Origin of the sequence: Tessaracoccus coleopterorum (assembly GCF_011174705.1) — a bacterium.
Classification (GTDB): domain Bacteria; phylum Actinomycetota; class Actinomycetes; order Propionibacteriales; family Propionibacteriaceae; genus Arachnia; species Arachnia coleopterorum.
The window spans coordinates 56,576-70,181 of the sequence record NZ_JAANIJ010000001.1 but is presented as its reverse complement, the minus strand read 5'-3'; the positions used below and the strand labels follow the sequence as shown (position 1 = coordinate 70,181).

Genomic DNA, 13,606 nt, shown 5'->3' with positions numbered 1-13,606 from the left:
CATATGCCGGTCGAGGCGAAGAAAGGACGATCCGGATGGCAACTGACTACGATGCTCCCGCAAGACCGACGAGGAGATGAGCGAGGATTCCCTCGAGGAACTCAAGTCCCGCCGGAACGACAAGAACTCCGGCAAGGTGGACGAGGATGAGGTGGAGGCGGCCGAATCATTCGAGCTGCCCGGCGCCGATCTCTCGCATGAGGAACTCACGGTGCGGGTGCTCCCGCGGCAGTCGAATGAGTTCACCTGCGCATCGTGCTTCCTGGTGAAGTCGATGAGCCAGTTGGCTGAGACGCGCGGCAAGGAACAGTACTGCGTCGACTGCGTCTGACGACACGTCGGCCCGGTAGCGGGCGACACAGCCCGTGACGCGATGAGCAAAAGTGTGAGAGCCGGTGGGGATTTTCCCCACCGGCTCCACTTCTCCTCCCGCAGCCGGTCAGAAGTCCAGCTTGTTGCGGAGCTTCCCGGGCGCGGTGTGCTCGAAGTTGCGCACCCAGCGGTGCTGCACGTAGCGGTTCATCATGAGCTGGGCCATGCCGACCCCAGCCCGCTCGCCGCGGCCCAGATCACCGCCTGGATCATCGGGGTCTCAGGATCGTTCGGGTCCGGCGGCGTGTCCCCCGTGGAGGCCTCCCAAATCTTCGTGACGACCTTCTGCGCCACGATCGTGGTCGCGGCGCCGATGGCGCCTGCATAGAGCTTCCACATCAGCTTCTCGGTGGCTGCCATCTGCCATTTCCCTTCACCCGTACCTGTCCTTGCTGGCCATTATGCCCAAAGCGATAGAGTCGGGGTCGTGACCTACTCGGAACGCCTGACCACCCCGTGGTGGTGGACCCTCCTCGGACTGCTGTTCGCCGTGAGTCTCTCGGTCGCCGTTCTGGCGTACGTGCGGCCAGCGGTCGGGATCACCTTCACCGTCCTGCTCATGATCGCGGTCGGCCTGGGGATGGTCGCCTACGGCCGCACGCGGCTCTCGGTGGACGCCACCGGGCTCACCGTGGGTGGGCACCATCTCGAGGCCGGCTACATTGCGGCGCAACCGCGCTCGAGGGCGATGCGGCCCGGATGGCGCTCGGCCCGGAGTCCGACCACCGTGCATTCCTCTTCACCCGCCCGTTCATCGGGCAGTTGGTGCGGGTCGATCTCGATGATCCGGCCGACCCCATCCCTACTGGCTCGTGAGCACCAGGCACCCGCAGCGTCTCGCGGCCGCCATCGCGGAGGTCCGCGCGTGAACATCGAGACGGTCGCTGCGGCGGCCCACCTCCCGCGGTACGCGCACCCGGGAGACGCGGGCGCAGACCTGACGTCGACGCAGTCCTGCACGCTGGCGCCGGGGAGCGCCACCTCGTGGGTACCGGCGTTGCCGTGGCCATCCCCGAGGGGTACGTCGGCCTCATCACCCCACGCTCCGGGCTGGCCGCCCGCACCGGCCTGAGCATCGTCAACGCCCCGGGGTGATCGACGCCGGCTACCGCGGAGAGATCAAGGTCTGCCTCATCAACCTCGATCGGGACGAGCCGATCGTCCTCGCCGAGGGCGACCGCATCGCCCAGCTGCTCATCATGCCGTTCGTCACCGCAACCTTCCTGCCCGTGGACAGCCTCGATGCGACGGTGCGCGGTGCGGGTGGCTATGGTTCTACCGGCGGTTTCACCCGCCCAGTCGTGGAGGAAACGCAGTGATTTTCGGACGTAAGAAGCGAAACGCCAAGGAAGAGGCCGTCGAAACGGCTGACGCAACGGTCGAGGAGTCTGCCGCGGAGGTCGAGGAGACCGCCGTGGAGGAGAACGAGGTCGAGGCCAGGGCCCGCGAGTGGGACGAGGCGTTCGACCGCGAGGAGGGCCCCTTCGACATCGCGGAGGTCGACCTCGAGGCCGATGAGGACGAGGTGAACCGCATCGACCTCGGTAGCCTGGTCGTCACCCCCTTCGAGGGGATGACCATGCAGCTCCAGGTCAACCGGGACAACGAGCAGGTGCAGTCGATCCTGGTGGGCGACGGTGCCTCCGGGCTCGAGGTGGCCGTGTTCGCCGCCCGGCCAAGTCGTCCATGGCGCCCGAGATCCGCGAGGAGATCATCAAGGCCACCCAGCAGCAGAAGGGCCAGATCGCGATCGTGAACGGCCCGTTCGGTACCGAACTGCGTCGCGCCATGCCGGTCACCGACCCCAACGGCAATCCCGCCATGCACGTCTCCCGCACCTGGATGGTCTCCGGCCCGGCTGGCTGCTGCGCGGCGTGCTGCTCGGCAAGGCCACCTTCGAGCCCGAGAACGCCGATGCGCAGGTGGCGCTGTTCGAGTTCTTCAGCAACCTCATCGTCCGTCGCGGATCCCAGCCCGCCGCACCGGGCAGCCTGCTGCCCATGAAGGTGCCTCAGGCGGAGGGCTGATCCATGTCCGGTGGCTCGTTTGCCGGCAAGCTCCGTCGGTTCTTCGCCTCCCATGAGGAGCTTGAAGCCGAGGACCTGCGTCAGCAGTCGGTGATCAGCGGGGCCGTGACGCTCGCGACCGCTCAGCCCCGCTCCCGGGTAACCCTGCGCGGCACGATCACGTCGATCACCTCCGACGCCCGCAACGGCTGGCTGGAGGCCGAGGTCACCGATGGCACCGGAACCGTACGGCTCGTCTGGATGGGCGCGACCACATCCAGTGCCTGCTGCCCGGCCGTCACGTCCGCGTCGCGGGCCGCCTCGCCAGCGAGGGCGGTATGCCGGTGATCTACAACCCCGACTTCGAACTGCTCTGAACCACCGCTGCCGCCCGCGGCGGGAGTCGGCTACTGGCTGTCCTCGTCGTCGCCCTGCGTCAGCATCTCCGCGAGCTCCGGCTCCGCCTCCTGGGTGACCACGAACAGCAACTCGTCGCCTGCCTCGAACGCGCGGTCCCGTTCCGGGGTGAGCGGGATTCCGTCACGGATGATCGCGACCAGAACCGCATCCACGGGAAGGCAAGGTCCCGGACGCGGCGTCCGACCATCCATCCCTCATCGGGCAGCGTCACCTCCGAGAGATGCGCCGTCGAACGCTTGAACGTCAGGAGTCGCACGAGGTCGCCGGTTGAGACGGCCTCCTCAACGAGCGCAGACATCAACCGCGGTGTCGACACGGACACGTCGACCCCCACTGGGCGTCGAACATCCATTCGTTGCCAGGGTGGTTGACGCGCGCCACGGTGCGCGGAACGCCGAACTCGGTCTTCGCCAGCAGCGAGTAGACGAGGTTGACCTTGTCGTCACCGGTCGCGGCGATCGAGACGTCATAGGTCTCCAGCTCCGCATCCTCGAGGCTCTGCAACTCGCAGGCGTCCGCCTCGACCCACTCGGCGCCGGGCACCGAGTCGGGCTTGATGGCGGCACGGTCACGGTCGATCAGCAGCGCCTGGTGCCCATTGGCGATCAGTTCCCGTGCGATGGAGCGACCGACATTGCCAGCTCCCGCGATGCACACCCGCATTCCCGCTCCTCCTACTGCTTCACCGGCGCGGCGGCGAACAACGATTCGATCTCATCGGTGCGCTCCGTCATGCAGGCGACATAGATGAGATCACCGTCCTGGTAGATCGTGTCCCGGTCGGGCACGAGCCCCTCCCGACCCTCAGGACGAACGGGATGGGCGCGTCAGCCGCGCGTGACAGCTCATGGATGCGCCTGCCCACCCAACCGCTGTGGACGTGCACCTGCAGCAGCCGGGCGTCCCCGTGGGATCGCGCCAGACGGGCTCGCTGCCCTCGGGCAGCAGCCGGCGCAGCACCTGCGTCACGGTCCACTTCACCGTCGCGACGGTCGGGATCCCGAGCCGCTCGTATACGGCGGCGCGTCCCTGGTCGTAGATGCGGGCCACCACGCTGTCCACGTGGTAGATCTCGCGCACGACCCGCGCCGCGAGAATGTTCGAGTTGTCCCTGACGAGACGGCCGCGAAGGCGTCCGCCTTGCGGATGCCCGCCTCCTCCAGCACCTGCCTGTCGAAGCCGACGCCCTTGACCGTCGTGCCGTTGAAGTCACGGCCCAGCCTGCGGAAAGCGTCGACGTTGACGTCGATCACCGCGACGCTGTGGCCTCGCTTCTCGAGGCCGGTCGCGAGCATGGCGCCCACGCGCCCACAGCCCATGATGACGATGTGCACCGGGACCTCCTTCACTCACGGTGAACATAGCACCACGACAGCCATGACTTTGGCGTCAGTAGGGTCTACCGTGAGCGGGTGAAAATCTTCTCGGGATGAAGCGCCTCCTCTTCGGGCGCCGTCTTGCGAACGCGCAGATGGGGAGACCCTGCTGCCGAAGCGCATCGCGTTGCCCGTCTTCGCCTCGGACGCACTCAGCTCCGTCGCGTATGCCCGGACGAGATCCTCATCACCTTGTCCCTTGCGGGCATGGCGGGGTTCGCGTTCTCGTGGCAGATCGGGCTCGCCGTCGGCGTCGTCGTCGCGGTGGTCGTCATGTCCTACCGGCAGACCGTCTACGCCTATCCGAGCGGCGGTGGTGACTACGAGGTGGCCAAGATCAACCTGGGTCGCTACGCGGGGCTGACGGTTGCCTCGTCCCTGCTGGTCGACTACATCCTGACGGTCGCGGTCTCCGTGTCCGCGGGCGTGATCAACGCCAAGGCGATGCTGCCGTTCGTCGAGGGCAGGGAGGCATGGACCGCGGTTGTGGTCATCGTCGTGCTGACCATCGTCAACCTGCGCGGCGTCCGTGAGTCCGGGCGGCGTTCGCCATCCCCACCTACGTGTTCATGGTCTCGATGATCACCATGGTGCTGATCGGGCTCTTCCGTATCTTCATCCTCGGCCAGGAACTCATGAGCGAGACGGCCGACCTCACCGTCATCCGGGAGGGCGGCGGCGACGACCTCATGGCTGGGCGCTCGTGGCGATCCTCGCCCGCGCCTTCTCCTCGGGCTGCGCCGCGCTCACCGGCGTCGAGGCCATCAGCAACGGGGTACCCGCGTTCAAGCCGCCCAAGAGCCGCAACGCATCGGCCGTCCTCGGGATGCTCGGCCTGCTCGCCATCTCCATGCTGCTCGGCATCATCGCGCTCGCCAACCTCACCAAGGTGCACCTGATCGACGAACTCACGGGCACGCACTACATCGACGAACTGGGCAACACGATCCACTCGGCGGCCACCACCGTCACGGGCCAACTCGCCCGCGTCGTATTCATGGACTGGTTCTCCCCGGCTTCTACGTCGTGGTCACCGCGACGATGCTGATCCTGTTCCTGGCCGCCAACACCGCATTCAACGGGTTCCCGTCGCTCGCCTCGATCCTCGCGCGGGACGGCTACCTGCCCGTCAGCTCCACTCGCGCGGCGACCGGCTCGCCTATTCCAACGGGATCGTGATGCTGGCGGCCGCGGCCGTCGCGCTCGTGCTCGTCTTCGACGCCTCCGTGACCGCGCTGATCCAGCTCTACGTGGTCGGAGTGTTCATCTCATTCACCCTCGGCCAGATCGGCATGGTGCGGCACTGGACGAGGGAACTGCAGATCGAGCACGATCCCGCGATCCGCAGGAGGATGATCCGCTCGCGCGTCATCAACATCATCGGTGCGAGCCTCACCGGTGTCGTGCTGGTGATCGTGCTGGTCTCCAAGTTCACCCATGGCGCCTACCTCGCACTCGTGGCCATGGGCCTCATCTTCGCCCTGATGCTCGCGATCTCGAACCACTACCGGGCCGTCGAGCGTGAGGTCGCCCTGACCGCGGAGTCGGACAGGGCGCTCCCGAGCCGGGTGCGCGGCGTCGTGCTCGTGCAGCAGGTGAACCTCCCCACCATGAAGGCCATCGCGTTCGCGCGGGCCACCCGCCCCACGTCACTGATCGGCGTCACGGTGTCCATCGACGACGACCAGACCGAACTCATCCTCGACCAGTGGGAGGCGGAGGACTTCGGCATGCCACTCAAGGTGATCTCCTCCCCGTACCGCGAGGTGACCAACCCGTTCCTCAAGTACGTCGCGAAACTCCGCACGGAGAACCCCCGCGACATCGTGAGCGTCTACATTCCCGAGTTTGTCGTCGGCCACTGGTGGGAACAGCTGCTGCACAACCAGACCGCCCTCGTGATCCGCACCAGGCTGCACTTCATGCAGGGCGTCATGGTGACGTCGGTCCCGTACCAGCTGGCCAGCTCCGATGCGCGACGCGACCGTGCCCGGGCCGCGGCCGAGAAGAGGTTCAGGCGATGACGGTCGAATTGACCCTGGGTGCCGTGGCACACGGCGGGCACGTGGTCGGTCGCGCGGACGGCAAGGTGCTGTTCGTCACCGGCGGGCTGCCAGGGGAGCGCGTCGCGGTCGAGGTCGTCGAGCGGGGGAAGCGGTTCGACCGCGCCCGGGTCGTGCAGGTGCTCGAGGCCGCCCCCGGCCGGGTGACGCCACCCTGCCCGATCGCCGGAGAGTGCGGCGGCTGCGACTGGCAGTTCGCCGACGTGGAGACCCAGCTCGACCTGAAGACGGCCGTGGTGGCCGAGCAGCTGCGCAGGCTCGCGGGGATCGACTGGGAGGGCCGGGTCGAGGCCGTTCCGGGAGGACTCACGGGTTGGCGCACCAGGATGCGCTTCTCTGTCGACGATGAGGGCTGGCTGGGCCTTCGCGGTCGCCGCTCACACGGGGTCGTGGCGTTGCCCGAACGCGGCTGCCTCATCGCCGACCGGCTCGACTACGGCACGGCGACCTCGCTTGCCCGCCCGGGGACGAGGTGATCGTGGCCGTCGGGTCCGATGCGACGACCTACCTCGGGACGGCTCCAGGATCGGTCCCGATCCCGTGCGCCAGCGTGTCGGGGAGAGATCGTTCAGTGTCGCGGCCGACGGTTTCTGGCAGGTCCACCGCGAGGCGCCCGGGTCCTCACCCGAGCCGTGCTCGACGCTCTGGCTCCGGCCGCAGGGGAGCGGGCGCTCGATCTCTACTGCGGGGTCGGGCTGTTCGCGGGCGCGCTCGCGGATGCGGGGTGCAGGGTGCTCGGCGTCGAGGCGAACCGGGAGGCCATCGAGCGCGCGCGCCGTAACGTTCCCGAGGCCGAGTTCATCGCCTCACCGCTCGAGCGGGCGCTGCGCCGCCTGCCCGACCGCACCGACATCGTCGTGCTCGACCCGCCCGCAAGGGGCCGGCGCGGACGTCGTCAGGGCCGTCGCCGCCACCGGACCGCGTGCCGTCGCCTACGTCGCATGCGACCCGGCCGCGCTCGCCCGTGACCTCGCCTATTTCGCGGAGCACGGCTACCGGGCCACCTCGATCCGGGGCTTCGACCTGTTCCCGATGACGCATCACGTCGAATGCGTCGCGATCCTGCGTCCGGCACGCTGATCGGGTGTGCTGCGGGTTGGAGATCGAACCCCCAACCGGCGGCGCGGGGAGCGGCGACGACACTAGGATGAACCTGTCCGGCGATGCCGCTGGCCATGCCCCAGCGTGGTATCTTGATGTCAAGAGAGTTTGCGGGTCGTCACTGAGAAGGAGAATGATGAGCGTCAACAGTTTCGAGGCCAAGTCCAGCCTCGACGTCAACGGCACCGGCTACGAGATCTTCCGCGTCGATGCGGTGCCGGGCGCCGAGAAGCTGCCCTTCAGCCTCAAGGTCCTCCTCGAGAACCTGCTGCGCACCGAGGACGGCGCCAACATCACCCGCGAGGATATCGAGTTCCTCGGCAACTGGGACCCGACCGCAGAGCCCGACCACGAGATCCAGTTCACCCCTGCCCGCGTGATCATGCAGGACTTCACGGGCGTGCCCTGCGTCGTCGACCTCGCCACCATGCGTGAGGCCGTCGTCAGCCTCGGCGGCGACCCCGACAAGGTGAACCCGCTCTCGCCGGCCGAGATGGTCATCGACCACTCCGTCATCGCAGAGGTGTTCGGCACGCCGCTGGCGTTCCAGCAGAACACCGACATCGAGTACCAGCGCAACCGCGAGCGCTACCAGTTCCTCCGCTGGGGCCAGACCGCCTTCGACAACTTCAAGGTCGTGCCCCGGGCACCGGCATCGTCCACCAGGTCAACATCGAGCACCTGGCCCGCGTCATCTTCCCGCGCACCGTCGACGGCGTGCTGCAGGCGTACCCCGACACCTGTGTCGGTACCGACTCGCACACCACCATGGTCAACGGGCTGGGCGTAGTCGGTTGGGGCGTCGGCGGCATCGAGGCCGAGGCTGCCATGCTGGGCCAGCCCGTCTCCATGCTCATCCCGCGGGTCGTCGGCTTCAAGCTCAAGGGGAAGCTGAACGAGGGCACCACCGCCACCGACCTCGTGCTGACCATCACCGAGATGCTGCGCCAGCACAAGGTGGTCGGCAAGTTCGTCGAGTTCTACGGTGAGGGAGTGGCCCAGGTGCCGCTCGCCAACCGCGCGACCATCGGCAACATGAGCCCGGAGTACGGCTCGACCATCGCGATCTTCCCGATCGACGACAAGACCACCGACTACATGCGCCTCACCGGCCGTGACGAGCAGCAGATCGCTCTCGTCGAGGCCTACGCCAAGGCCCAGGGCCTCTGGCACGACTCCGCGCACGAGCCCGTGTACTCCGAGTACATCGAGCTCGACCTGTCGACGGTCGTGCCGTCGATCGCCGGCCCGAAGCGCCCGCAGGACCGGATCAAGCTGAGCGAGGCCAAGGAGAGCTTCGAGGAGCACGTCCCGAGCTACACGGCCGACCCGGGCAAGGTCGTCCCCGTGACGCTGGCCGACGGCACGTCATTCGACCTGACCAACGGCGCGGTCACGGTCGCCTCCATCACGTCGTGCACCAACACGTCGAACCCGAGCGTCATGATCGGCGCCGCGCTGCTGGCGAAGAAGGCCGTCGAGAAGGGCCTCAACCGCAAGCCGTGGGTCAAGACGTCGCTGGCCCCGGGTCGCAGGTCGTCACCGACTACTACGATAAGGCGGGGCTCACGCAGTACCTGGACGCCATCGGGTTCAACCTCGTCGGCTACGGCTGCGTCACCTGCATCGGCAACACCGGCCCGCTGATCCCGAGATCTCCAAGGCGGTCAACGACGAGGACATGGCCGTCACGGCCGTGCTGTCGGGCAACCGCAACTTCGAGGGCCGCATCAGCCCCGACGTGAAGATGAACTACCTCGCCTCCCGATGCTCGTGATCGCCTACGCGCTCGCGGCACCATGGACATCGACATCCTCAACGACCCGATCGCCGCCAACGACAAGGGCGAGGACGTCTACCTCAAGGACATCTGGCCGACGCAGGCCGAGATCGAAGAGGTCGTCGGTTCGTCGATCTCCTCCGAGATGTTCTCGGAGCGCTACGCGGACGTGTTCACCGGCGACGAGCGCTGGCGTTCGCTGCCCACTCCTGAGGGCAACACCTTCGAGTGGGACGACGCCTCCACCTATGTGCGCAAGGGCCCGTACTTCGATGGCATGCCCGCCGAGCCCGACCCGGTCAACGACATCTCGGGTGCCCGCGTGCTGCTGAAGCTCGGCGACTCGGTGACCACCGACCACATCTCACCGGCAGGCAACATCAAGGCCGATTCCCCGGCCGGCCTCTACCTGGCGGGCCACGGCATCGAGCGTCGCGACTTCAACTCCTACGGCTCGCGCCGAGGCAACCACGAGGTCATGATCCGCGGCACCTTCGCCAACATCCGCCTGCGTAACCAGATCGCCCCGGTACCGAGGGTGGCTTCACGCGCGACTTCACGAAGGCCGACGCGCCCGTCACCACCGTCTACGACGCCTCTGTCGCGTACGCCGACGGTGGCGTCCCCTGGTCGTGCTCGCGGGTAAGGAGTACGGCTCCGGCTCGTCGCGCGACTGGGCGGCCAAGGGCACCGCGCTGCTCGGCGTCCGCGTCGTCATCGCCGAGAGCTACGAGCGCATCCACCGCTCCAACCTCATCGGCATGGGCGTGCTCCCGCTGCAGTTCCCCGAGGGTCAGACGGCCGCCTCGCTCGGGCTGACCGGCGAGGAGACCTTCTCCGTCGAGGGTGTCACGGCACTCAACGACGGCGTCACCCCGAAGACGATGAGGGTCACCGCGGTGGCCCCGGACGGCACCACGACCTCGTTTGACGCCGTGGTCCGCATCGACACCCCGGGGAACGTGGCTACTACGTCAACGGCGGCATCATGCAGTACGTGCTGAGGAACCTGGCCAAGGCCTGATCCATCAGCCACGGACGGCCGCACCCTGCCGGGGTGCGGCCGTCCGTCGGTTCCCGGCCCCCACCTGCCAGGGGCGGTGTGTCGGAGGCCGGGCGGGGGAGGGGTTTGGAAATGTCCGACACGTGCGCTGCAATGGTACGTATGTTCGATGCAGATGAGGTGATCCGGGTCTACGTCCCTCCGGGTTGGCCGGGTTCGGTCCGACCACCGGGCTCGACGGGCTGGCTGGCGACGGCGGAGGCGTACCTGCTGGACGTGTGTCCGTCCGAGTACCGGGGCTACCAGGTGCTGCGCAGGCACCCGGTCGTGCTGGCCGGCCTGGCGCGCGAGTTCGTGGCATCCCAACTGGTGGCCACCCGTAGCGGCCTCTCCGGCGTGCGCAGGTCGCTCGCGGGCGTGGTGGACACAGCGACGGTCGATCAGGCCGCGGGCGTGCTGCAGCAGGAGGAGGCACGGCTCACCCGGGTGGCCCGGGGGTCGACCTGATCGACCAGGCGCTGCGCGATGCACGCTTCACCCCGAAGTTGTAGGCGGGCTTCCGGCCGGATCGGGCGCTCCCGCCTGGCAGACCGGGTCGGCGTCCCGGGGACGACGGCGGGCCGCGCGATGTCCCTGGCGCCCACGAGATTGGCCGTACTATGGGGTCATGTCTTTGTTGGATTCGATCTCCAGCCCGCGCGACCTGCGTGCGCTGTCACGCAGACAGCTCGACCAGCTGGCGGCGGAGATCCGATCCTTCCTGGTGACGAAGGTCAGCCGCACCGGCGGCCACCTCGGCCCCAACCTCGGGGTGGTCGAGTTGACGCTCGCGATCCACAAGGTGTTCGACTCCCCGAACGACCCGGTCATCTTCGACACGGGCACCAGAGCTACGTCCACAAGATGCTGACGGGTCGGATGGCAGGCTTCGATTCGCTGCGGCAGAGCGGAGGGTTGTCGGGCTACCCGGAGCCCTCGGAATCCGAGCACGACTGGGTCAGCAACTCGCACGCCTCGACCTCACTCTCGTGGGCCGAGGGCTCGCGAAGGGATTCCGCCTGACCGGCGACGACCGCACGGTGGTCGCGGTGATCGGTGACGGTGCCCTGACCGGCGGCATGGCCTGGGAGGCCCTCAACAACATCGCGGACAATGACGACCTGCGCCTGGTCGTGATCGTCAATGACAACGGCCGCTCCTACACGCCTACCGTCGGGGCCTCGCCAATCACCTCGCCGGTCTGCGCACCGACCATCGCTACGAGAAGACCCTCTCCTTCATCAAGCGTGGCGTGACCCGGCTGCCCGTGGTCGGACGCCCTTTCTACGACCTCCTGCACGGATTCAAGACCGGCGTGAAGGACGTCCTCGCCCCGCAGTCGATGTTCTCCGATCTCGGCATCAAGTACACCGGGCCGATCGACGGACACGACATAGCGGCGCTGACCAACCATCTCGAGCAGGCACGGGAGTTCGGTGGGCCCGTCATCGTGCACTGCGTCACCCGCAAGGGCAGGGCTTCCAGGCGGCCGAGGAGAACGAGGAGGACCGCTTCCACGCCATCGGCAGGATCAACGAGTTCACCGGGGAACCGCTATCGGCGTCGGTCCAGGCCACCTGGACGGACGCGGTGGCCGAGGCCATGGTGCAGTTGGGGCAGCGGCGCACCGACGTGGTGGCCATCACCGCGGCGATGCTGAACCCTGTCGGCCTCGGCCGGTTCGCGGCCGCATTCCCGGACCGGATCTTCGACGTCGGCATCGCCGAGCAGCACGCCATCGTGTCTGCGGCGGGCCTCTCCAAGGCGGGGCTCCACCCGGTCGTGGCCCTGTATGCCACCTTCCTCAACCGGGCCTTCGACCAGGTCCTGATGGACGCGGCGCTGCACCGGGCCGGGATCACCATTCTGCTTGACCGCGCCGGCGTGACCGGCAGCGACGGCCCGAGTCACAACGGCATGTGGGACATGACGTTGATGGGCATCGTGCCCGGGCTCCGGCTCGCGGCCCCGAGGGATCAGGCCCGACTGGTGGCCGCGCTCGACCAGGCCGTCGACGTCGACGACGGCGTGACCGTGATCCGCTACTCGAAGGAACGCCTGCCCGACGAGATCCGCGCGGTCTCGCACGCGGGCAGGGCTTCAACGGGCTCGACGTGCTCCGCCACGAACCTTCCGCCAAGGTGCTGATCGTCGGTTACGGACAGTTCGTCGGCATGGCGCTCTCGGTGGCCGACCGCCTCCGCGACCAGGGTGTGGCCGCGGTCGTGGTGGATCCGCTGTGGGCCCTCCCCATCAGCCCCGACCTCGTCGCTGCGGCGGACGGATTCGATCTTGTGCTCACCCTCGAGGACAACCTCGTGGAGGGGGCGTCGGCCAGCGGCTGCGCTCACGCCTCGCGGAGGCCGGCTCGACCTCGAGGGTCCTCACATTCGGCATCCCGCAGCAGTTCCTGAAGCATGCCGCACGCGACGAGGTGCTCGACCGGGTCGGGTTGACCGCCCCGAAGATCGCGCTCGAGGCGCTCGGCGTGATCCTCACCGAACCGGCCGCGGAGCATTCCCGGGAGCGCGGGCCTGAGGCGGCTACCAGGCCGCGGGGCTCAGCGGACCCGGTGCACGTCGAAGGCGCGCTCCGGAGCGACATAGGCATCCTGTGACTCGATGAGCAGCAGTTCGGTGGCCTCCGCCTCGAACGTCTTCGTCAACAGTTCGTAGACGCTGGCTGTGGTCCGCCCGAGCGCATCCGCGGCATCGCCCGTGGCACGGAAGTGCGATGCGAACAGGGCCGAGGCCACATCTCCCGAGCCGTTGCGCTTGAACGGCAGCTGCGGCGTCTGCACGACCCAGGCACCCTCACCTGTGACGGCAAGCATCTCGATGGTGTCCTCGGGCGATCGGGACGGAAGACGCTCGTCACGAGCACCGTCTGCGGCCCGACGGCGCGCACCATGTCGACCGCCGCCAGCGTCTCCTCGAGCGTGTGGGGATCGGTTCCCGTGATGAAGCCCAGCTCGAACTGGTTGGGGAGATCAGGTCGGCGCGGGGAACGACCCGGTCACGGATCAGGCTCTGCACCTCAGGGGCAACGAAGCAGCCCGACTTGGCGCTGCCGAGCACGGGTCGCATGCGTAGACGGCCCGGGTTGCGTTCCTTGACGAGCGCGACGGCGTCGAGGATGGCGTCGCCGATGTCGTTGCCGCCCTGGTACCCGCTGAGCACGAGGTCCACGTCGGCGAGTCCGCCTCGGTCGTCGATCCCGCGGACGATGTCGCGCACCACGTCGCCGGTGATCAACTGGCCACCCCACCCGCCGTACCCGGTGTGGTTCGAGAAGACGACGGTGTTGACGGGCATCACCTCATGGCCGAGGCGCTGCAGCGGAAAGACGGCCGCCGAGTTGCCGACGTGGCCGTAGGAGACGCAGGACTGGATCGAGAGGATGCGCATGGTTGAAATCCTGCCACGTCCGCTGCGGTGCCCGACAAT

7 protein-coding genes and 10 pseudogenes are annotated in these 13,606 nt (G+C 67.9%); 12 read left to right on the top strand and 5 right to left on the bottom strand.

Annotation, left to right across the window (positions count from 1 at the left end):
- Positions 1–35 precede the first annotated feature (35 nt).
- Positions 36–331: pseudogene (locus G7085_RS00470) on the top strand (DUF4193 domain-containing protein).
- Positions 332–522: 191 nt separating this feature from the next.
- On the opposite strand, the gene G7085_RS00465 reads toward G7085_RS00470, so the two are convergent.
- A complete protein-coding gene (locus G7085_RS00465; protein ID WP_231979084.1) occupies positions 523–732 on the bottom strand; it encodes a DUF4235 domain-containing protein in 210 nt (69 codons plus the stop codon).
- On the opposite strand from G7085_RS00465, the pseudogene G7085_RS33640 reads away from it, so the two are divergent.
- The 4 genes and pseudogenes from G7085_RS33640 (at position 722) to G7085_RS00435 (ending at position 2,726) form a co-directional block, all read left to right on the top strand.
- Positions 722–1,188, top strand: a pseudogene (locus tag G7085_RS33640) (DUF3093 domain-containing protein). The gene G7085_RS00465 and the pseudogene G7085_RS33640 sit on opposite strands and share 11 nt — an antisense overlap.
- Positions 1,189–1,237: 49 nt before the next feature.
- Positions 1,238–1,691, top strand: a pseudogene (gene dut, locus G7085_RS00450) (dUTP diphosphatase).
- A pseudogene (locus G7085_RS33635) lies at positions 1,688–2,399 on the top strand (DUF3710 domain-containing protein). The pseudogenes dut and G7085_RS33635 overlap by 4 nt, the downstream one beginning before the upstream one ends.
- A 3-nt stretch (positions 2,400–2,402) precedes the next feature.
- Positions 2,403–2,726, top strand: coding sequence for an OB-fold nucleic acid binding domain-containing protein (locus G7085_RS00435; protein ID WP_197509612.1), 324 nt, complete (start codon positions 2,403–2,405; stop codon positions 2,724–2,726).
- 59 nt (positions 2,727–2,785) lie between these two features.
- On the opposite strand, the pseudogene G7085_RS00430 reads toward G7085_RS00435, so the two are convergent.
- Positions 2,786–3,461 (bottom strand): annotated as a pseudogene (locus G7085_RS00430) (potassium channel family protein).
- A gap of 11 nt (positions 3,462–3,472) precedes the next feature.
- Positions 3,473–4,147: pseudogene (locus G7085_RS00425) on the bottom strand (potassium channel family protein).
- Between the two features lie 80 nt (positions 4,148–4,227).
- On the opposite strand from G7085_RS00425, the pseudogene G7085_RS31690 reads away from it, so the two are divergent.
- From G7085_RS31690 to dxs, 7 genes and pseudogenes are all read left to right on the top strand, one after another.
- Positions 4,228–6,198 (top strand): annotated as a pseudogene (locus G7085_RS31690) (APC family permease).
- Positions 6,195–7,317, top strand: a pseudogene (locus G7085_RS00415) (class I SAM-dependent RNA methyltransferase). The pseudogenes G7085_RS31690 and G7085_RS00415 overlap by 4 nt, the downstream one beginning before the upstream one ends.
- A gap of 67 nt (positions 7,318–7,384) precedes the next feature.
- Positions 7,385–8,936: pseudogene (acnA, locus tag G7085_RS33630) on the top strand (aconitate hydratase AcnA); the annotation flags it as partial.
- 201 nt (positions 8,937–9,137) lie between these two features.
- Complete coding sequence (locus G7085_RS33625; RefSeq protein ID WP_408647005.1) at positions 9,138–9,764, top strand: hypothetical protein; 627 nt, start codon at positions 9,138–9,140, stop codon at positions 9,762–9,764.
- The gene (locus tag G7085_RS33620) at positions 9,751–10,122 is read left to right on the top strand and encodes a hypothetical protein (RefSeq protein ID WP_408647004.1); all 372 of its coding nucleotides are present in this window, start codon (positions 9,751–9,753) and stop codon (positions 10,120–10,122) included. The genes G7085_RS33625 and G7085_RS33620 overlap by 14 nt, the downstream gene beginning before the upstream one ends.
- A 161-nt stretch (positions 10,123–10,283) precedes the next feature.
- The gene (locus G7085_RS00405) at positions 10,284–10,628 is read left to right on the top strand and encodes a hypothetical protein (protein ID WP_197509611.1); all 345 of its coding nucleotides are present in this window, start codon (positions 10,284–10,286) and stop codon (positions 10,626–10,628) included.
- Positions 10,629–10,788: 160 nt separating this feature from the next.
- Positions 10,789–12,777 (top strand): annotated as a pseudogene (gene dxs, locus G7085_RS33615) (1-deoxy-D-xylulose-5-phosphate synthase).
- Here dxs and G7085_RS22970 read toward each other — a convergent pair.
- Positions 12,721–12,993, bottom strand: coding sequence for a carbohydrate kinase family protein (locus tag G7085_RS22970; protein WP_231979079.1), 273 nt, complete (start codon positions 12,991–12,993; stop codon positions 12,721–12,723). The pseudogene dxs and the gene G7085_RS22970 sit on opposite strands and share 57 nt — an antisense overlap.
- A 40-nt stretch (positions 12,994–13,033) precedes the next feature.
- Positions 13,034–13,567 (bottom strand): pyridoxal kinase, encoded by a 534-nt coding sequence (gene pdxY, locus G7085_RS22965; RefSeq protein WP_231979078.1) that lies wholly within the window; start codon positions 13,565–13,567, stop codon positions 13,034–13,036.
- Between the last annotated feature and the right edge of the window lie 39 nt (positions 13,568–13,606).

Excerpts from the sequence above, each read along its gene's own strand:
- G7085_RS00435 (WP_197509612.1), top strand. The coding sequence starts at position 2,403 with ATGTCCGGTGGCTCGTTTGCCGGCAAGCTCCGTCGGTTCTTCGCCTCC.
- G7085_RS33625 (WP_408647005.1), top strand. The coding sequence starts at position 9,138 with ATGGACATCGACATCCTCAACGACCCGATCGCCGCCAACGACAAGGGC.
- G7085_RS00465 (WP_231979084.1), bottom strand. The coding sequence starts at position 732 with ATGGCAGCCACCGAGAAGCTGATGTGGAAGCTCTATGCAGGCGCCATC.
- G7085_RS00405 (WP_197509611.1), top strand. The coding sequence starts at position 10,284 with ATGTTCGATGCAGATGAGGTGATCCGGGTCTACGTCCCTCCGGGTTGG.
- G7085_RS22970 (WP_231979079.1), bottom strand. The coding sequence starts at position 12,993 with ATGCTTGCCGTCACAGGTGAGGGTGCCTGGGTCGTGCAGACGCCGCAG.
- pdxY (WP_231979078.1), bottom strand. The coding sequence starts at position 13,567 with ATGCGCATCCTCTCGATCCAGTCCTGCGTCTCCTACGGCCACGTCGGC.